General features: G+C 49.4%; 24 protein-coding genes and 1 riboswitch. Of the genes, 23 read left to right on the forward strand and 1 reads right to left on the reverse strand.

Annotation, left to right across the window (positions count from 1 at the left end):
- The first annotated feature begins 1 nt into the window (after nt 1).
- The 9 genes from DESRU_RS00790 to DESRU_RS00830 all read left to right on the forward strand — a co-directional run bounded on the left by DESRU_RS00790 (nt 2) and on the right by DESRU_RS00830 (nt 5,719).
- A complete protein-coding gene (locus DESRU_RS00790) occupies nt 2–1,054 on the forward strand; it encodes a DUF3794 domain-containing protein (RefSeq protein WP_013840234.1) in 1,053 nt (350 codons plus the stop codon).
- Between the two features lie 151 nt (nt 1,055–1,205).
- Complete coding sequence (locus tag DESRU_RS00795; protein ID WP_013840235.1) at nt 1,206–1,913, forward strand: hypothetical protein; 708 nt, start codon at nt 1,206–1,208, stop codon at nt 1,911–1,913.
- A 6-nt stretch (nt 1,914–1,919) separates the two neighbouring features.
- Nucleotides 1,920–2,234, forward strand: a complete 315-nt coding sequence (locus DESRU_RS00800; protein WP_238446332.1) for a YbaB/EbfC family nucleoid-associated protein — start codon at nt 1,920–1,922, stop codon at nt 2,232–2,234.
- 14 nt (nt 2,235–2,248) lie between these two features.
- A complete protein-coding gene (locus DESRU_RS00805; protein WP_013840237.1) occupies nt 2,249–2,548 on the forward strand; it encodes a YbaB/EbfC family nucleoid-associated protein in 300 nt (99 codons plus the stop codon).
- Nucleotides 2,549–2,740: 192 nt separating this feature from the next.
- Nucleotides 2,741–2,968, forward strand: a complete 228-nt coding sequence (locus DESRU_RS00810; protein WP_013840238.1) for a hypothetical protein — start codon at nt 2,741–2,743, stop codon at nt 2,966–2,968.
- 99 nt (nt 2,969–3,067) lie between these two features.
- The gene (locus tag DESRU_RS00815; RefSeq protein WP_420536356.1) at nt 3,068–3,604 is read left to right on the forward strand and encodes a hypothetical protein; all 537 of its coding nucleotides are present in this window, start codon (nt 3,068–3,070) and stop codon (nt 3,602–3,604) included.
- Nucleotides 3,605–3,640: 36 nt separating this feature from the next.
- On the forward strand, nt 3,641–4,723 hold the full coding sequence (locus DESRU_RS00820; protein ID WP_013840240.1) for a S8 family peptidase: 1,083 nt from the start codon (nt 3,641–3,643) through the stop codon (nt 4,721–4,723).
- A gap of 149 nt (nt 4,724–4,872) precedes the next feature.
- Nucleotides 4,873–5,124: a heavy-metal-associated domain-containing protein gene (locus DESRU_RS00825; protein WP_238446333.1), complete on the forward strand. Its 252-nt coding sequence runs from the start codon at nt 4,873–4,875 to the stop codon at nt 5,122–5,124.
- Nucleotides 5,125–5,272: 148 nt separating this feature from the next.
- The gene (locus DESRU_RS00830; RefSeq protein ID WP_013840242.1) at nt 5,273–5,719 is read left to right on the forward strand and encodes a DMT family transporter; all 447 of its coding nucleotides are present in this window, start codon (nt 5,273–5,275) and stop codon (nt 5,717–5,719) included.
- A gap of 157 nt (nt 5,720–5,876) precedes the next feature.
- Here DESRU_RS00830 and DESRU_RS00835 read toward each other — a convergent pair whose 3' ends face one another.
- Nucleotides 5,877–6,452, reverse strand: coding sequence for a L,D-transpeptidase family protein (locus tag DESRU_RS00835; protein WP_013840243.1), 576 nt, complete (start codon nt 6,450–6,452; stop codon nt 5,877–5,879).
- A 197-nt stretch (nt 6,453–6,649) separates the two neighbouring features.
- On the opposite strand from DESRU_RS00835, the gene ispE reads away from it, so the two are divergent.
- The 14 genes from ispE to DESRU_RS20490 all read left to right on the forward strand — a co-directional run bounded on the left by ispE (nt 6,650) and on the right by DESRU_RS20490 (nt 18,589).
- Entirely contained in the window at nt 6,650–7,507 is an 858-nt protein-coding gene (ispE, locus tag DESRU_RS00840) for a 4-(cytidine 5'-diphospho)-2-C-methyl-D-erythritol kinase (protein WP_013840244.1), read from the forward strand.
- A gap of 82 nt (nt 7,508–7,589) precedes the next feature.
- On the forward strand, nt 7,590–8,282 hold the full coding sequence (locus DESRU_RS00845) for a GntR family transcriptional regulator (RefSeq protein ID WP_013840245.1): 693 nt from the start codon (nt 7,590–7,592) through the stop codon (nt 8,280–8,282).
- Nucleotides 8,275–9,057: an NTP transferase domain-containing protein gene (locus tag DESRU_RS00850; RefSeq protein WP_013840246.1), complete on the forward strand. Its 783-nt coding sequence runs from the start codon at nt 8,275–8,277 to the stop codon at nt 9,055–9,057. The genes DESRU_RS00845 and DESRU_RS00850 overlap by 8 nt, the downstream gene beginning before the upstream one ends.
- 32 nt (nt 9,058–9,089) lie before the next feature.
- The gene (ilvA, locus tag DESRU_RS00855; protein WP_013840247.1) at nt 9,090–10,304 is read left to right on the forward strand and encodes a threonine ammonia-lyase; all 1,215 of its coding nucleotides are present in this window, start codon (nt 9,090–9,092) and stop codon (nt 10,302–10,304) included.
- Nucleotides 10,305–10,419: 115 nt separating this feature from the next.
- Nucleotides 10,420–10,674, forward strand: coding sequence for a septation regulator SpoVG (gene spoVG, locus DESRU_RS00860; RefSeq protein WP_013840248.1), 255 nt, complete (start codon nt 10,420–10,422; stop codon nt 10,672–10,674).
- Between the two features lie 272 nt (nt 10,675–10,946).
- Nucleotides 10,947–12,311 (forward strand): bifunctional UDP-N-acetylglucosamine diphosphorylase/glucosamine-1-phosphate N-acetyltransferase GlmU, encoded by a 1,365-nt coding sequence (gene glmU / locus DESRU_RS00865; protein WP_013840249.1) that lies wholly within the window; start codon nt 10,947–10,949, stop codon nt 12,309–12,311.
- Between the two features lie 115 nt (nt 12,312–12,426).
- The gene (locus DESRU_RS00870) at nt 12,427–13,374 is read left to right on the forward strand and encodes a ribose-phosphate diphosphokinase (RefSeq protein ID WP_013840250.1); all 948 of its coding nucleotides are present in this window, start codon (nt 12,427–12,429) and stop codon (nt 13,372–13,374) included.
- A gap of 835 nt (nt 13,375–14,209) precedes the next feature.
- Nucleotides 14,210–14,422, forward strand: coding sequence for a hypothetical protein (locus DESRU_RS00880; RefSeq protein ID WP_013840251.1), 213 nt, complete (start codon nt 14,210–14,212; stop codon nt 14,420–14,422).
- Between the two features lie 96 nt (nt 14,423–14,518).
- Nucleotides 14,519–14,631, forward strand: a riboswitch (SAM riboswitch).
- An 88-nt stretch (nt 14,632–14,719) separates the two neighbouring features.
- On the forward strand, nt 14,720–15,919 hold the full coding sequence (locus DESRU_RS00885) for a homocysteine biosynthesis protein (protein ID WP_013840252.1): 1,200 nt from the start codon (nt 14,720–14,722) through the stop codon (nt 15,917–15,919).
- A gap of 20 nt (nt 15,920–15,939) precedes the next feature.
- Complete coding sequence (locus DESRU_RS00890) at nt 15,940–16,341, forward strand: NIL domain-containing protein (protein WP_013840253.1); 402 nt, start codon at nt 15,940–15,942, stop codon at nt 16,339–16,341.
- 1 nt (nt 16,342) lies between these two features.
- Entirely contained in the window at nt 16,343–17,083 is a 741-nt protein-coding gene (locus tag DESRU_RS00895; RefSeq protein ID WP_013840254.1) for a UPF0280 family protein, read from the forward strand.
- A 176-nt stretch (nt 17,084–17,259) separates the two neighbouring features.
- On the forward strand, nt 17,260–17,505 hold the full coding sequence (locus DESRU_RS00900) for a hypothetical protein (RefSeq protein ID WP_013840255.1): 246 nt from the start codon (nt 17,260–17,262) through the stop codon (nt 17,503–17,505).
- A gap of 88 nt (nt 17,506–17,593) precedes the next feature.
- Nucleotides 17,594–18,013 (forward strand): ferritin family protein, encoded by a 420-nt coding sequence (locus tag DESRU_RS00905; RefSeq protein WP_013840256.1) that lies wholly within the window; start codon nt 17,594–17,596, stop codon nt 18,011–18,013.
- A gap of 396 nt (nt 18,014–18,409) precedes the next feature.
- Nucleotides 18,410–18,589: a hypothetical protein gene (locus tag DESRU_RS20490; RefSeq protein ID WP_013840257.1), complete on the forward strand. Its 180-nt coding sequence runs from the start codon at nt 18,410–18,412 to the stop codon at nt 18,587–18,589.
- The last annotated feature ends 57 nt before the right edge of the window (nt 18,590–18,646 follow it).

An 18,646-nucleotide genomic window follows, 5' to 3' on the forward strand; every position in this document is an offset into this window, starting at 1 on the left:
AATGCCTAACGGTACTCTTCCACTCGATTGCGTTCTTGTGAAGCTGCCCATTGTTTTAGCCGACGTCCCAGGATCCATTTCTGTGGATAACGTAACATGCCTGGAAGAAGTGGCTAGAAAAGTGGATCATATTGATGTGGTGGTGCGGGATTTGGAAGCAGATCCCCACTTCACCACCGAGGTGGGTTGCAACAGCCCTAAGGCCACCATCCATTTTGGAGAGCCCCAGTGCGGACCCAGCTTCATTCGCAGTATCACCATTCATGGTGAAATCCATAAACAGATTTATTATGTCAACAAAGATGATGATGTCCGTCATATGGCCGAAGATATTCCCTTTACCAAAAATATTGTTTTAAATCCGCCACTGCCGGTTAGCAATCCCGGCAACGTGGACATTGACTTCCGCAATGTGGATGTAAACGTTGATTTTGAGCTGCCGAGGGCTTCCCGTATTCAGCAGGTGGCCACCATTTCCTTTGTTTTAAAGATTACCGAAGACCAACAGGTATTTATCCGCGTTTGCCCGTCTCCGGATCAGATTTGCGGCACCGAGCTGGTAGCGGATCCCAGTCTGGAAAACTGGTTGGGAGATAACACGCCGGTGGCCTGGAGCGCCAGCAATGTAGTCCGGTCCGACACAGCCCACACCGGTACTTACTCGGCCCAACTGGGCGATAACCGCCAGGAAAGTGCAAACTTGAGCCAGACCATTAATGCTACTTTTGCCCGGGCCGGTTTGAATTACCGGATGTGCTTCTGGGCCAGATCGGTTGCTCCCGAGGCTCAAATTGGAACCCAAGCCAATCAGTTTACACTGACGGCTGAACTGGTCTTTTTTGATGCCAATGGAAACCGCCTGGCCGGGTCTACGGTGACCCGTACCGGCACCGAATTAAGCAATGGCTGGCAGCAGATTTGCGCGCAGAATGTTACTGCGCCGGAGGGCACTGCTCTTGCCCTGGTATCCTTCCTGTTCGAGCCCAATAATGTGCAGCCCCCCAACGGGTCCGCCGTACTCATTGATGATGTTTCCGTCATGTGCATGAGCTAAGAGAAGCATTCGCTAGACCTATTAGCTGTCCGAAGCCCGGGCAGCTTGCTTTTTTTATTCTCTGGGAAGGATCAAAAATCCTAAGTAACTAATTTGATCGGTCCTTCATACTATGATATTGTTAGTTTTTTGACTTTAAGGGGGGAACCAGGTGGAAAAGGCGAAGAAGGAAGAAGCCATGATTCCGGCCGTACCTACGGGTCAGGGGATGTCCGGGGGACTGGAGGATGCTTTGTTTAAGCTGCTGGATCACCAAACCCGATATGGGACAGATCAGAACCACACCATGATTACGCTGGCCTTGATGAATTTGCTGGGTATTGTGAACTGCATGAACCGCCTGCTGCCGGAAGGAGAGGTAACGCAGGGAACCGGCGATTTGGCTGCTCAAATCGGCAAGATGCTGGGCGTACCGGATGCCCCGGGAGCAGGAGTGGCCTCCGGACAGCGGGGGGGCATGGGTGGCCTTGATCCGGCCCTGCTGGCAGCCCTGGCCGGCATGATGGGCGGCCTTCCCAGAGGAGCAGGTACAGGGGAAGCGGGAGGAAAGCCCGGTTTAGACCCGGCCTTGCTGGGGGCACTGGCCGGGATGATGGGAGGCGGCGGGCCGGGAGGCGGCAATCCGGCGGCTCTGATGGGCATGCTGGCGAATTTAATGGGCAGTTTCCCTGGACCAGGACGTCCGTCGGAGGTTCCGCGGCACCGAGAAGAAGCTGCCGGCCACAGGGGAGAAGAGAGACCAGGACGGACCGAAGAAAAGTCGGGTCCGGTAAAAGAAACCGGTAGAAAAGAACCTCAGACCGGGCCCCGGGGTACCATCAAATGGGACCCCAGATTAGGCGTGCCGACATCAAATTAAGGGGGAGTGTTTCCGTTGTTAGGTAATTTTGGCGGGATAATTTCTCAGGTGCAGAATTTGCAAGCGTCCCTAAAGGGGATTACCGTGGAGATCAGTGTGGGTGAAGGGGCTGTTTCCGTAGCCATGGATGGCTCTCAGCATTTGCTGGGAGTTAAGATTGCTCCTGAGGTAATCAATACTGAAGACATCGCCAGGCTGGAAGATTTGGTCACCGAAGGCTTAAGCAAGGTTCAGACTGAGACCAGAAACCGCATTCAACAGGAGATTTCCAAATTAACCGGAATTAATGTGGCCAATCTCCCCAACTTATTTCAAGGATAAACGGGGGTGTTAAGATGTTAGGGAGTATGTCAAAAGTTTTGGGGCAGGTGCAAAATCTTCAGGAGCAGTTAAAAAAAATGACCGTTGAAGGAAGCGCCGGAAATGGCATGGTAAGGATTATAATGAATTGTCAGCAGCATGTGCTGGGGGTTCGTTTTAATGCCGATCAATTGGATCAATATAACCCGGAATCCCTGGAGCAATTAATTATTGAGGCTTTTAAACAAGCCCAGGAAAAAAGTAAGGCACAAGCCAAGGAAGAGGTTCAAAAAATAACCGGATTTGACTTATCAAGCCTGCCCGGTATGTTTTAAATTTTAAATTTTTTATAATTTTGAAGTTGAAAAGCCTGGATAGAAAAAGGATAGCTGGAAATGCCGTCCTTTTTCTGCTTCCGGGAGCAAAATTTGTCTCATACGCTGTAACACAAAGAATCCTTTTCTCATAATTTAATGTAAGAACGGTCCCGGGACATCGTTCATGGATTTCAATAAGGAGGAATTTGGATGTCTAACGTACTTGAAAGCGTTAAAGAGAATTGCGGAGGTTTTAGGCAAACCGTTACTACCACTAGCTGCATTATCGTGTTTTTGGCATTGGTAGCCCTTGGAGTAGCCCTGTTTTTACTGGGCATTATCAATGCCGCACTTCTGGCAGCCATCATCATACTGGCCTTAATCGTCCTCTTGCTCTGCGCTGTACTGTTCGACGGCGGCATTGGGGATTGCTTCTAGTCACAAATTTTGGTTACTTTGCAAGGGAAGGGCTGCACCCTTGTGTAGCCCTTTCCGGACTAGAACACTAGAGTAAGAGCCAGCTAAACAAAGGAGTTGATGACAGTGGCTGAAGGATCCAGCAACCGGCTCGTCAGCAACATGGAAGAACTGGTATCCAAGGTGGAGGGGATTTACTCAAAGAAAAGCGGTGAACTGGACCAGGTTTCCGGTGCGCTGAGCAATATAGACCGGCTGGTGGAGGTGCTTGCCAGGGTAGAACTGCAACAGAGTGCAGAGCAGCAACTGGGCGATAAAATAACAAAATTAAATACTGCCTTGGAAAGATTGAATCAACCCCCGGATGCCGCCAGCCAAGAGGAAGATACCAATGTTCAAGAGACCCTCCGCAAGATTATTAAAGGAGCAAAAGTAACGGGAAAAGTATTGGATATTGTTGCCGGCGGTTTGTCGGTTATGTTTGATTCCATTACGGAAACGGTTAAATCCGGCAATCGGCAGGGAGCCAAAACGGCACCAGAATCGGTTGACCTCAGTAGCGTATTAAATCCACTGGGATCAATCCTGCGGGGTTTGGTCCACAGCGATAACAACGAGCCGGCACCCAGCAAGCAGGAGGAAAAATTAGAAAATTAAAGAAGGTGGCAGGCAAGGACCCAAGGGGATGAAGCGATGGTTAATCTACCCGCCAGAAAAAGAATAATCCTTTTTAAGCTGCGTTTCAACCGTGGTGAGCCGGCTCCACCGCACCGGTTTTTAATGGATTGGATGGGGGCAACGGAGATTCACCCCCTGCCTGCGGTTAACGGCATACTTTGCAGTTTACCGCCAAGTATATCCGATGAAGAGATCATGGCCACCGGCGGGGTCGCAGCGGTAGAAAAAAATTTTAAAATAAAATTAAATTCTTATGAAGTGGTTCCCTTTTACCATTCCTGGCCTGAAGGCAATCAATATATACCCCAGGGGATTCGGATCCTTGAGGCCCCGGAATTTTGGCCCAGGACCAAGGGTCAGGGAGTCCGTGTGGCGGTGATGGATACCGGAATTGACGGACAGCACCCGGATTTATTACCGAACCTCAAGGGCGGTATGAATTTTATTTATCCCGGCAAAGCCTTCGCCGATGATAACGGCCATGGAACCCATGTGGCAGGAATCATCGCGGCTGCCGATCGCGGCCAAGGCATTGTGGGGATGGCGCCTGAAGCCCAGCTTTATGCGGCCAAGGTGTTGGATCAAAGGGGCGAGGGAACCGTTTACCATGTAATTTCGGCAATACATTGGTGCGTTAAAAATAAGATCAATATAGTAAATATGAGCTTTGTATTGGATTCGTACAGTGGCGCACTAAAAGAAGCCCTGCGGTATGCCCGGGAACAAGGGCTTCTGGTGGTGGCTGCCGCCAATAATGAATTGGTTGGGGAAGCAAGTTACCCTGCCGTGTTTGAGGAGACGGTGGGTGTTAAATCCATCGGGGCGGACCCTCCGATGGCAGGCTTAAATCAGGATGAATCCGGAATTGATTTTGCAGGGCCCGGCAACAGCGTTGTTTCTACCTACCGGTGGGGTACTTATGCCTGCCTAACAGGCAATTCCATGGCCGGGGCCTATATTAGCGGCTTAGCCGCCTTATTAAAGGCAGATCATCCAGGGAAGGGAGTAGGAAAACTGTACCGGAGATTAAAGGAAAGGTTGGCGGTACCACATAGAGTGCCAACAAAAAAACTTCAGGTGCAGGGTCTTTCCGGTTGATGAAGCATAAATATCTTCCCTGGGAGCAAAAGGAATTGAAAACAGAGGATTGATCACCCCGGTCGGGACAGCAAATTAAATCCGGCGGGGGTTGATTATTCGTGTATAATGGCCCGGATTACCGTAAAAAATAGGAAAGAAATCAGGAGGTGACAGTTTTGACCGGGCCAAAGACGGAAAACAGCAAGAATCGCACGCAGACCTTTAAGATCGGCGGGTTGCAAGGCGGTCAGCATGATAAGCAAGAGATTGAAACCTATCTTTCCGAACTGGACGGAGTTGACAAGGTGATCGTTAACCTGGATGAAGGCATGGTGTCCATTGACTTCGATCCGCAAGCTATCCACACCGATTACCTACGGGGGATTCTGCGGTCCCTGGGGCATGAGGTACTGGCATAATTCCCAATGGGATGAATAAAGAAAACCGCTCTTCGTCAAATTGGGTTGAGGGTGAGGGACTTTATTGCACGATGCTTTCATCCTTACATTGATATATTGATAGTAGATAAAAGCAGGCCGAGGCCTGCTTTTAAGCTGGAGGTTGCTTATGCACGGTAAATTATTGGCTTTAGTTATTGCGGCTGGATCGGGTTTAACCATGGCCCTGCAAGGAGCCCTTAATTCAGCCCTGGGCAAAATCGTGGGATTATGGGAAACCACCTTTATTGTTCACGCGGTAGGAACTGTTGTTGTGGGCATTTTGGTATTTGTCTGCCGCTTAGGGACCTGCGATTTGGCTAAATGGGCCAGCGCACCCTGGTATACCTATCTGGGAGGCGTGCTCAGTGTATTAATCATTTACATGGTGGCCCGCACCATGCCGGTGGTGGGAGTGGCGCCGGCCACCACCGCCATTATTGTCGGACAAGTATTGACCGCTGCCGTGGTGGATCATTTGGGTCTTTTCGGCATGAACCGGATTCCCTTTAACTGGTATCACCTGGCAGGAACCTTCCTGATGGCCGGGGGAGCCTTTTTGTTGCTTAAAAAGTAGGTTAGCCTTATGGGCTTCTTAGGGTCCTGTTGCTAGTCTTAAGGGCAATGCTCGGAGGTCCTGTAAAAAACCACGGGTTTCTACCACTGGACCTCAAAGGAATACATATAAGTCTAACAACAGGACCCTAAAGAAATCCCCTTGAGGCTAGAAGGCTCTAGGTTGGAATGGTAATGGCCTGCCCCACGGATAGATGATCCGGATCCAGCAGGTTATTGGCGGAGATAAGGGCGTCCACGGTGACGTTAAATTGCTGGGCCAGCTTCCAGAGGGTATCTCCGGGGCGCACGTAATAGACCGTGTGATCCAGGGGAGGACCTTCCCCGCCGCTGCCGGGGGAAACCACCGCCTTTTGATTATAGCCGGGCACGGCCAGGATGCGCACCGGTGTGCCGACGGAAATCTGGGTAAAGAGTTCCTCCACACTGGCGTTATGCATGCGAATGCAACCCAGGGAAACGAATTTGCCGATGGAGGATGGGTTGTTGTTGCCGTGAATGCCGTAATTGCCCCCGGGAATATTCAGTCCCATCCAACGGGTTCCCAGCACTCCTCCGGGATTGGTTACTTTGTTAATGATCTTAAAATCTCCGGCCGGAGTGGGTGTGGCATATTTGCCTACGCCCACGGGGTAGTTTTTTTGCAGTTGATCATCTACATAGAAACTTAACTGACGTGTGGCGGGATCAATCGTAATTTCCGCACCTGCTCTGTAGACGGGGATTGGCTTCAATGTTTCTCCCTCCTTGCTGGAGTATTACTTCATACTATGACAAAAGAAGGGGTTCGGGTATCTTCGGACCGTATTTTTTAAGCCGGAGGTGCCAATAATATGCTAATAGATTTTCCCCAAACAAATTATTTCCAGGAAAAAGGTTTTTTTCCGCCGGCAGGGAATTACCATTTATTACAGTTTAGGAGGAATTCAACGTGGGGTTGAGCCTTCTGGCCCATGCTAAAATAAACCTGACCCTGGATGTATGCTCCCGTCGTCCGGATGGTTACCATGAAGTGGAAATGATTATGCAGCAAATCCAGCTTCATGATCGTCTGGATTTTTGGCCCGCAGAAAAGGACATTTCTCTTACTTCATCCGGATTGGCCATCGATGCCGGGGAAGATAACCTGATTCTGCGGGCGGCCCGCCTGTTACAGAAAGCAACCGGAGAGCGAAAAGGCGCGGTCATCCACCTACATAAAGAGATTCCGGTGGCAGCCGGACTGGCCGGTGGTTCCACCGATGCCGCTGCCACTTTGGTTGGTCTTAATCAACTATGGAGTTTACAACTCAGCCGGAAACAATTAATGGATCTGGCGGTTCAACTGGGAGCGGACGTACCCTTTTGCCTGGCCGGAGGAACCATGTTGGCCCGGGGGATTGGTGAAATTCTGGAGCCTTTGTCTCCGGCACCTTCCTTTGGAGTTATTTTGGTAAAGCCCCCCTTTGGGGTTCCTACGGCAAAGATCTATCAGGGACTGAATTTAGACCGTCTTGGCCCCCGGCCCGATACTGCCGCCATGGTTCAGGCCCTGGCCAAAGGGCATTTGGATGAACTGGCCGGAGGGTTATGCAATGTATTGGAAAGTGTTACCCTGGAGCTTTTCCCCCAACTGCAAACAATTAAAGAGAAGCTTGTACAGACCGGTTGCCAAGGGGCTTTAATGTCCGGCAGCGGCCCGACGGTCTTCGGGTTAACCCGGGACAAGCAACGGGCCGGAGAAATTGCTTCAAAATTGGGAGACCTGGAAGGTCAGGTTATAATTACCGAGATGAAAAGGCCGGAATAAATTTTTATACCAAGCGTAAAAAGAAATATCAGGAAAAGATAAACCATAAACCATAAACCATTTGCAATAAGGAGGCGGAAACATGGCGGAATCCAGACTAGTTCCCATTAAATTAGACGCTTATAAGCCCTTAAGGGAAATCGTTTTTGAAACCCTGCGGGAGGCCATTATTAACGGGAAATTAGAGCCGGGGGAAAGATTAATGGAGATTCAATTGGCCGAGGAAATGGGAGTCAGTCGTACCCCGGTGCGGGAGGCCATCCGGAAGTTGGAGCTGGAGGGTTTTGTGGTTATGATTCCCCGTAAAGGGGCCTATGTAGCCGGAATTTCCCTGAAAGATATTACCGACGTCTTTGAGGTCAGAGCTTCTTTGGAAGCGCTGGCAGCCGGGCTGGCGGCCGAACGAAGCACCAGTGAAGAAATTGAAAACCTGGAGCGATCCCTGGTGGCCTATTCCGAGCAAACCAATCAGCAAAACATTGACGGCATTGTGGAAACCGATACGGATTTTCATGATCTCTTATATAAAGCCAGCCGCAACGAACGGCTGTTGACCATTATCACCCACTTGCGGGAAATCATCCAGCGGGTGCGTACGGTTTCCCTGTCACAGCCCGGGCGAAGTAAAGATGCCATTGAAGAGCACCGGCAAATTGTGGATGCCATTGCCGAGCGGAATGTGGAATTGGCCCAGACCTTGGCCAGAGAACATATTTATAATGCAGAAAACATTATGCTTAACTCCCTGAAGGGGGAAAAAAAGGAACATGATTGATGCGCTGGTTTTAGCCGGCAGCAAAAATAACGGGTTGCTGCAATCCTGCAGCGATGTCCAATACGAGGCTCAGATTAAAATAGGATCCTCCAGCATGGTGAACTATGTGACTCAGGCTTTGCTTCAGGCCGGAAAAGTGGGTCGGGTACTGGTGGTGGGACCACCGGATTTAGCGGCTGTTTTACCACCGGGACTGGAACTGATCCCCTCCGGCCAGACGGTAATGGAAAATGTCCGGCTGGGCAGTGCTCGGATGGATCGCCCCTTTTTGTTGGTAACTTCCGACATCCCGCTGCTGACTCCCGGCGCTGTGGACGAATTCATCGGGCTCTGTGGTGACCGGCAAGCGGACCTTTATTTTCCACTGGTTCCCCGGGAGGCTGTGGAGGAAAAGTTTCCGGAAGTCCGCCGGACCTATGTCCGGTTTACCGAGGGAATTTTCACCAGCGGCAATTTATTTCTGGTCAACCCGGAGGCGGTGCAGAAGTGCATGGGAGTGGGCCAGGAACTGGTAAATTTGCGTAAGCATCCCCTGGCTCTGGCCCGGCGGGTGGGAATCGGACCTCTGTTTAAATTCCTTTTCAGGGCCCTTTCTCTTTTGGAGGCGCAGCACAGGGCTTCCACCCTGCTGGGAATTGACGGCAGGGCTGTGATTTGCCGCTGCCCGGAAATTGGGGTGGATGTGGATAAACCCAGTGATTTACTGCTGGCCAGGCGGATACTGGATGGTGAACTGCCACAGAGCGCCCCGGGGGATGTTTGTAAATCCACTTGAAACTTTCTGAATCATCAAAGGAGCAGTTAGACGTGGCCCAAATCCCGGTAACCTTACAAGATATTTTGCATGCCCGCAGAAGATTGCAGGGAGTCAGCAGACATACGCCCCTGGAGCCCTCTGAAACCTTCAGCGAAGTAAGTTGCTGCAAGGTTTTTTGCAAATTGGAGAACCTGCAAAAAACCGGTTCCTTTAAACTGCGGGGGGCTTACAATAAAATTGCCACTCTGGGGAGATCCCCCGGCGGCGTGGTGGCTGCCTCGGCAGGAAATCATGCCCAGGGAGTAGCCTTTGCCTCTTCCAGGGCAGGCCTTTCCTCCACCATTGTCATGCCGGAAGGAGCGCCCATTACCAAAATCGAAGCCACCCGGGCCTACGGAGCCGAAGTTGTACTGCGGGGCCAGGTTTATGATGAAGCCTTTGCCGCAGCCCAGGAAATTCGGGAAAAAACCGGAGCAATCTTTGTTCATGCCTTTAATGACCCTCTGGTCATCGCCGGGCAGGGTACCATTGGGCTGGAGCTTTTGCAAGACCTGCCGGATGTGGATGCGGTTGTGGTGCCCATTGGGGGCGGAGGACTGATCTCCGGTGTAGCCTGCGCCATTAAAGAGCAAAGGCCGGGAGTGCAAATCATCGGGGTCCAGGCTGCCGGTGCTCCCAGCATGCTGGAGGCCTGCCGGGCGGGGAAAATTCAGGAATTAAATTCGGCTCAGACCATTGCGGACGGGATCGCGGTACGGCGTCCCGGAGACCTTACCTTTGCCATGGTACAAAAATATGTGGACCAAATTATTGCCGTGGATGATGAGGAGATTGCCTGGTCTATCCTGATGCTGCTGGAGCGTTCTAAACTGATGGTGGAGGGTGCCGGGGCGGTTGGTATGGCGGCTTTAATCCATAAAAAATGTGACTTAATGGGAAAAAAGGTTGCGGTTATTTTAAGTGGTGGGAATATTGATGTGAATGTGATATCAATCATCATTGAGCGGGGGCTGGTGAAAGCCGGTCGTTATCTGCGCCTGCGTACTATGATATCCGACCGGCCGGGGGCGTTGCAAAAACTTCTTTCAACGGTGGCTGCTTCCGGGGCCAACGTGATCTCCATTGCCCATGACCGGATCAAACCCAACGTTCCCTTAAAACAGGCAGAAGTAGAAATTGCTTTGGAAACGAGAAATTCTCAACATATTGAACAAATTGTCGAAGAAATGCACCAGATAGGTTATGTGGCGGATATCTTGAAATAGTAGTAAATTTTTTTTGAATAAATTAAAAGAAAGTTTTGAAATAAGAAGGAATTTGCCTTTCGCTGAAGAATATCTAGGCTAACATAATTTGGTAACAGCGGAAGGTGGTGAAGATTTGCACGTAACTGATGTTAGGGTACGAAAAGTGCTCCAGGAAGGAAAGATGAAAGCCATTGTATCTGTCACCCTGGATGATGCCTTTGTAATCCATGACGTAAAAGTGGTTGAAGGTCAGAACGGACTTTTTGTGGCTATGCCCAGTAGAAAAACCCCCGATGGTGAGTTCCGAGACATTGCCCATCCCATTACTTCTTCTGCCAGAGAAATTATCCAAAGCGCAGTCCTGCAAGCTTACCAAGAAGCGATTTAAGTTAAGTCAATCCAATAGAGAAAATGAGGGAGCGAATGCTCCCTTTTTATGTCGGAATTTTCTTTGTTTTTACTAATTTTGTCGAACAAAGAGGAAATGATCTTTTTCCGTGGAAAAATTAAGCTTGGTGGAAAGACTTTTCCCCTTCGAGGATATGCTATATTTAGTAAGAAAAGGGAGCTTCCTTAAAACCCTGTGGAAGGAGGAGGTCTTCCGTTTCAGATCTTTCATCCTACAACATGGATATACTCTAGTGATAAGGAGGGGGCCGGATGGAGCTTGCTGCGGTGGTCCTGGCGGCAGGTAAAGGGACACGGATGAAATCCGATTTACCCAAAGTATTGCATCCTATTTGCGGACAACCCATGCTGGGTCAGGTGTTGGGAGCGGTTGCTCAAGCCGGAGTGACTCGAACGGTGGTTGTGGCCGGTTTTGGCTTTAAACAGGTTGCAGACTTTGTAGGGAACCGGGCCAGGGTGGTGCTGCAAGAAGAACAACTGGGTACAGCCCATGCCTTACTGCAGGCGGAAGGAGAATTGGCGGATTTCTCCGGTAATCTTCTGGTGGTTTGTGGAGATACGCCCCTATTGCGGGCGGATACTCTGGCCAGACTGGCGCAAGCCCATCAGGAAACCGGGGCTGCGGCAACACTGCTGACTGCCGAGATGGAGGACCCCACCGGATATGGCCGGGTGATCCGGACTCCCGACAGCAATGTGTGCCGGATTGTTGAGCAAAAGGACGCAACTCCCGAGGAGCTAAAGGTAAAGGAAATTAACACCGGAGTTTATTGTTTCCAAGTCTCCGGTCTGTTTCAAGCACTAAAAGAAATATCCCCCGCCAATGCTCAGGGGGAATATTACCTGACGGATATTATTGAAATCTTTGTCCGCCAGACACTGCCGGTTAAAGCGGTGTCTTTAAAGGATAACCGTGAAATTCTGGGGATTAATGACCGCATCCAGTTGTCCAGGGCGGAAGGAATTCTCCGCCGTCGGGTGCTGGAAGGGCTGATGGCGGAAGGTGTCACCATTATCGACCCCGGCAATACCTATGTTGATGCGGGGGTTCGGGTGGGCCGGGACTGTGTACTGTTGCCCTTTACCTTCCTGCAGGGAAATACCGTGATTGGCAGCGGCTGTACCATTGGCCCGGGCAGTCACATTACCGACTGCGTCATCGGCAACGGGGTTGAGATCCAATACTCGGTGTTGGCCGGGAGCCAAATTGGCAGTTCCACGGTGGTGGGTCCCTACGCCTATATTCGCCCAGACACAAAGATTGGCGAAAGGGCTAAAGTGGGTGATTTTGTAGAAATTAAAAAATCCACCATTGGCAATGAAAGTAAGATCCCTCATTTAAGTTATGTGGGAGATGCCGTCATTGGCGAAAAAGTCAATGTGGGAGCGGGAACCATTACCTGTAACTATGATGGTAAAAATAAATATCAAACCATCCTTGAAGACGGGGTCTTCATTGGCAGTAATACCAATTTGGTCGCTCCCATCAAAGTAGGGAAAAACGCGGTGGTGGCAGCAGGTTCAACGCTTACCAAAGATGTGCCTGCGGATGCCTTGGGGGTAGCCCGGGAACGGCAAACCAATGTGGCGGACTGGGCAAAGAAAAGGCGTTCCTAACAGGGAACCGGCAATATCTGCCATTGGACAGGCAGCGGTGAGCTTTAATTAAACGGAGAGAACAGAAGGCTGACAGCCCAAAGCTGAAAGCTAATTAAAGTTTGGGGGTAAATTGATGTCTTCCGGAAGCAAGAGATTAAAAATTTTTGCAGGGAATGCCAATCCCGATTTGGCCCGGGAAATATGCCAATATCTTGGGGTGGCCATGGGTGCCTCGAAAGTGTCCAGATTCAGTGACGGTGAAATTCGGGCGGAAGTGGAGGAAAGCGTAAGGGGAGCAGACGCCTTTATTATTCAACCGACCTCCACTCCGGTGAATGAACATCTGATGGAACTTTTAATTATGGTGGACGCCCTCCGGCGCGCTTCTGCCCGGCGGATTACCGCTGTGGTGCCCTATTACGGTTACGCCCGCCAGGATCGTAAAACCAGGGCCCGGGCGCCCATTACCGCAAAGCTGGTAGCCAATATTATCATTGCCAGCGGCTGCCGCAGAATGATTACCATGGATCTTCACGCAGGACAGATTCAGGGCTTTTTTGATATTCCGGTGGACCATTTACCCGGGGTTCCCATCCTGGCGGAGTATTTTCATCAAAATTTAAAGGACGATGTGGTGGTGGTCTCCCCGGATATCGGCGGGGTTACCCGTGCCAGGGATCTGGCGGAACGGATTGGAGCGCCCCTGGCCATTATCGATAAGCGCCGGCCGGAACCCAATGTGGCGGAGGTCACCAATGTTATCGGCAGCATAAAAGGAAAAACCGTCATTATGATTGACGATATCATCGATACGGCGGGCACCATTACCAAAGGAGCCGCCGCGCTGATGGAACGGGGGGCCAAGGAAATTCGTGTTTGCTGTACCCATGCCGTTTTATCAGGCCCTGCCATCCAACGTTTGCAAGAATCGGTCATTAAAGAGGTTGTAGTTACCAATACCATTCCCTTGCCGCCGGAGAAAATGATTGATAAAATAAAAGTACTTTCCGTGGCGCCGCTGCTGGGAGAGGCCATTATTCGTATTCACGAGGACCTGTCGGTGAGCAAGCTGTTTTCATAAGCAAAGCCCGGCTTTTGCTACTAAGAGCATTAAAATAACCCGTAATTTCCGGGAGTTGCCGGAATTACGGGTATTTTAATGGAGATGTTGGCTTGGGACTGGTAAAACTTGTATTATTTTAATTAAACCCAAAACTGCTATAATGGAGTTAATCCATTTTGAGTGCGACAATAGTCCTGGGTTGACGGGGACTATTGTCGTGTTTCTTTGGTCCCGGTGACAAAAGGCTGTTCCAGCGGACCAGAATTGAGTAAACTTAAAGTATAAGGGGCCGGGATTACCAATGGATAGACCAATTCCGGTAGAAATCAACGTTTAATTCTCCCTCCGGTTCCTCCGGTGAATAGGAGCCGCTGTTGACTCCTGTTTCCAAGAGATCGGGGCGGGATTCATCCTGGTTGTTCGTGGCGGTCACCCCCAGTGTTTTTTTAGTTAGGGTGTGTGAATTTGATTTTGTTTATACATATCCAGAAATTTTTTCAAGGTCGAAAATGTTCCGGGTGTGCATGAACTGAGCAACAAACATACCTAAAAAGGAAAAGACCAGGGTTCGAAGGAGTACCCTGTTATTTTTTCCTTTTTCTGAGTAGGCGACTTGAACGGCCAGACGGTCTGCTAGAGAAGGAACCGGGCTTTGGCCTAGGACGGAAGGCCACCGGAAAAGCATAGGTTTCAAGGGTAAATAATTACCGGCACAGAAGGCCTGCTTCAGCTCCCGTAAAAATAGATAAGGAGCCACAAGGCGTGCCTGGAATCCGAGATATACTGGTGTTCAGTTATGGTAAGCCCCTTATTTTTAAACTGAATTTTTATGATCATTGCGGGAGGGAAATGGATGAAGGATAGTCAAGATGCCAATTATTTAAAAAATAATGGCCTGGAGGTTACCGATATGCAGGAAGGGAAAGTTTTTTGGGTTAAATTTCCCACCGGTTATCGCATCATTATGGATGCGGACGAATTAAACCGCCTGGCCAAATTTTTTGAACTGCACAAGGATAAAGGGCCTGGAGTCATTGAGATGTTGTTTCGCAGCAGTACAGCCTAGCATTTTACTTTTTAAGTTTAGCGGATGAATTTTTTTAATATGGTTGACAGTTAACGGGTAGATTGGTAAACTAATGTCATCAATTTTATATCTGTGCTCTTATCCTGAGAGGTGGAGGGACTGGCCCTATGAAACCCGGCAACCATCCGGAAATATCCCGGACAGGTGCTAATTCCTGCAGGAGATGATCATCTTCTGGCAGATAAGAGGTGTGCAACGCGATGATTAGCGAAGCCTCTTCTGTTAAGGAGAGGCTTTCATGATTGGTGGGGCAAGGAGCACGAAAGGAGGACAAAAATGAGTGTTGAACGTACCTATGCGGAAATTAATGCCCGCATCAGGGCAGGTAAAGCGGTGGTTTTAACCGCGGAGGAAGTCATTGGCAAAGTCCGGGAACAGGGTCTGGCGAAAACAGCGGCTGAAGTGGATGTGGTCACCACAGGAACCTTTGGGCCCATGTGTTCTTCCGGTGCTTTTTTAAACTTTGGTCACTCTTCTCCCCGTATGAGAATGCAAAAAGTATCCCTCAATAATGTTCCGGCCTATACCGGCATTGCCGCTGTGGATGCCTATATTGGCGTTACCGAGATACCCGAAGATGATCCGGCCAATAATAACTTTCCCGGAGAGTTCCGCTATGGCGGCGGCCATGTCATTGAAGATCTGGTAAGCCATAAGCCGGTAAAGCTGAAGGCGCTGTCCTATGGTACCGATTGCTATCCGCGCAAGGAAATTGAAACAACCATTACCTTGGATGACATGAATGAAGCCATTTTATTTAACCCGCGCAACGCCTATCAGAATTATAACTGCGCGGTAAACTTAAGCGAAAAGACTATTTATACTTATATGGGTACGTTAAAACCCCGGCTAGGCAATGCAACCTATTCCACTTCCGGACAATTAAGCCCCTTGATGAAAGATCCTAACTTTGCCACCATTGGCATTGGCACCCGCATCTTCCTGGGGGGCGGTATTGGCTATGTGGTCTGGAACGGCACCCAGCACTTCCCGGGATGGTTAAAGGATGCTGAAGGGAATATTGTGGGCTCTGCCGGCGGCACTCTCTCTGTACTGGGAGATTTAAAACAAATGAAACCCCAGTGGCTTAGAGGTACCAGCTACCAGGGATACGGAGCCACCCTCACCGTTGGTTTAGGGATTCCCATCCCCATTTTAAATGAAGAGATTCTTCGTTTTGCTGCCTTATCCGATGAAGAACTGCATGCCCCGGTGGTGGATTACAGCGATAACTACCCCAACCGGGTTGGCGGCAACCTTGGGCTGGTGAGCTATGCTCAACTGAAATCCGGTAAAATTACCGTACAAGGTCAAGAGATTCCCACGGTGCCCCTTTCCAGTTACCCGAAAGCCAGGGAGATTGCCCGCACCTTGAAGGAATGGATACAAAAGGGAGACTTTTTACTGGGAGAACCGGTTCAATTGCTTCCCGGACCCGATGCCGGGATTATGGCAAAAACCCTGGAGATTAAGTAAAGGGAAGGAGCAAACGGCTTATGGCGCCTCATAAAATTGTTCTCCGGTTTGGTTCCAGTACTTCGGACCAACCTATTATTTACCATTTGGTTAAAGATTATGACTTGGTGGTTAACATTATAAAGGCGAAGATTAATCCGCATCTGGAAGGAACCATGGTTTTGGATCTGGTAGGAGAGCGGTATGAAGACGGCATTGAATACCTGCGCAGTCAGGGAATTACTGTGCACCCTTTAACCCAGGAAGTGGTGCGCAATAACGAGCGTTGCACTATGTGCGGCGCCTGTACCAGTCACTGTCCGGCCGGCGCCCTGTATATGGAACGTCCGTCCATGGAAGTGCAATTTGATGGCGATAAATGTGTGGTTTGTTTGCAATGCTTAAAGGTTTGCCCGGTCAGGGCCATGGAGGTTAGGATTTAACTTGGATTATACCGAACGGACATACCGTGACCTGCACCGGCAGGTGGATTTAATCCATTTTCAGGTGATGATTAAAGAGACCGACCTGGATATCGGTGTGAGACGGGAGCGTTTTTCACCGGAACTGGTTCAATGGGTGGAACGTCTGGTAAAAGAACAGCGCTTATTATTAGAGGAATATATTCAAAGGGACCCCGAATTCAAAACCACCCTGGTGCCTCACCGGTTACTGCCGGGGGCGCCGGAGCTGGCGGTGGAGATGGCCAAAGCGGCTCAGTTGGCGGGGGTCGGTCCCATGGCGGCGGTGGCCGGGGCCTTTTCTCAAAAAGTGGGGAGGGAATTAGCCAGGCATTCCCGGGACGTCATTGTAGAGAATGGAGGAGATATCTTCCTGAAATCCTCCGGTACCCGCCGGGTGGGGATCTTTGCCGGACCCTCTCCTTTTACCCACAAGATTGCACTGGAGGTCCAAGGCCGGCAGACTCCCCTGGGAATCTGTACGTCTTCCGGTACAGTGGGACACTCTTTGAGTTTTGGCCAGTCCGATGCGGTTATTATTTTAGCTTCCTGTACCTCCTTGGCGGATGCCGTGGCCACCGCCGCAGGTAACCGGGTGCAGAGCGAAGAGGATGTGCAGGGGGCGGTGGATTTTGCCGCAAGCATCCCCGGGATTGCCGGAGCCATTGCCATCAAAGGAGAAAAACTGGCAGCCTGGGGGCAAATAAAATTGGTTCCCATGTAAAGAAATAATAAGACCGGACTTTCCGGTCTTATTATTTTGTTTTTAGAATATATAAAAAAAGAAATGATAGATTAAACAGGATTTTTCGCCTATGCTAGGAATTGGCAGAAACCACGTTTCCTTTATACCATTTTTAGTGTAAAATGAGAAAAATAAGTATAGGTAGGTGTTAGAAATTGAAAAAGCCTGTTTGCCCCCTTTGTGAAGAAGAAATGGTCATGATTATGAACGACGAAAGCCAAAACACAGAACCCCAGATTTTTGCCCTTAATGAACTGGTGCGCAAGCCCGACGGCACCTATGGCATCAACCAGGAAAGGGGGCTTCCGGTGGTGGTATCTTTATGCAATGCCTGTGGCTACCTGATGCAGTTTTCCGCCCATAAGTTTAACCGGGGGCAAAAGAAGGGCTGTACAAAATAAAAGTAAGGAATTTGACAGGAACTTGTTATGGCGGCACTTTATCCCGTGCTCTAAAATAAAGTTAAGGGAAATCAGAGGAGGAGATCGTATGGAACTTACAGTTAACGATATTTTGGATGTGGCCATTAAATCGGAGGAAAGCAGCTTCAAGTTTTATAAAGAAATGGCAGAAAAGGCTAAAAATTCAGAAACTAGTCAAGTTTTACTGAAGCTGTCCCAGGACGAAAAAGATCATTTAGATTATCTGCTGTGGCTAAAATCCGGCGAGCCCATTAATGAACAAGTCTATTTTGACGGATTTGAGGAAGCCGGTGAACTCAACCCTGAGATGACGCCCAAGGAAGTTTTGACCATCGCGGTGCAGCGGGAAGGAGCGGCTGCTAAAATGTACCGTCAAATGGCGGATATTTTTAAGGCCAGCCCGGATAAACAGTTTATTTTTGAGCGTATGGCCAGGGAGGAAGATCATCATGGTGCTGCGGTGGCGGCCATGATGGATGATTTTTAAGAGACTTCAGCATAAAGAATAAGCAAGGGAGTGCCGCAAAATCATCGAGGGGCCAAAGAACAGGCGGATAAACAACGAACAACCGATTTTTAAGAATAGAACACGGATTGAACGGATCATACGGATTCCGTAAAATCCGTGTTCTATTATGTTTTAAACAAAGGACTGTGCATGCTGTTTCTTTTGCACATCTTTTTATTTTTATAACCCTTTCTATAGGATTGAGTTGGATATCAGGAGAAGCGTTCCAATAAAAGTTCGTTAGCCTGTCGGTTTATAAACAACTCAATTTATCAGTATTTATTTCCTATTTTGACATTGATGAATAGATGGTGCATTATTTCACAAATTAAATTATAATACCCGTAAAAGAATAACTATAAAAAGGAGGGGTTCATGATGATGTTTACCCAGCATACCAAAAGCAGCCATCCCATGACCAAAGGGGTTATGGAAAGGGTGATGGAAAATCCTAACTATTTCATGGAAAGCATTGAGGCAATGAAAGGGACACCGCGGCAAAAACCGGTTTTGGATCAAATTCTGGAAAAGAATTACCCGGGAAAGGCTCGTTAGAGAAAATGCAGGCATCCTTACAAGCTAAACCGAAAAAGGCGCCGACGGCCTTGATAT

The organism is Desulforamulus ruminis DSM 2154 (assembly GCF_000215085.1).
GTDB classification, from domain to species: domain Bacteria; phylum Bacillota; class Desulfotomaculia; order Desulfotomaculales; family Desulfotomaculaceae; genus Desulfotomaculum; species Desulfotomaculum ruminis.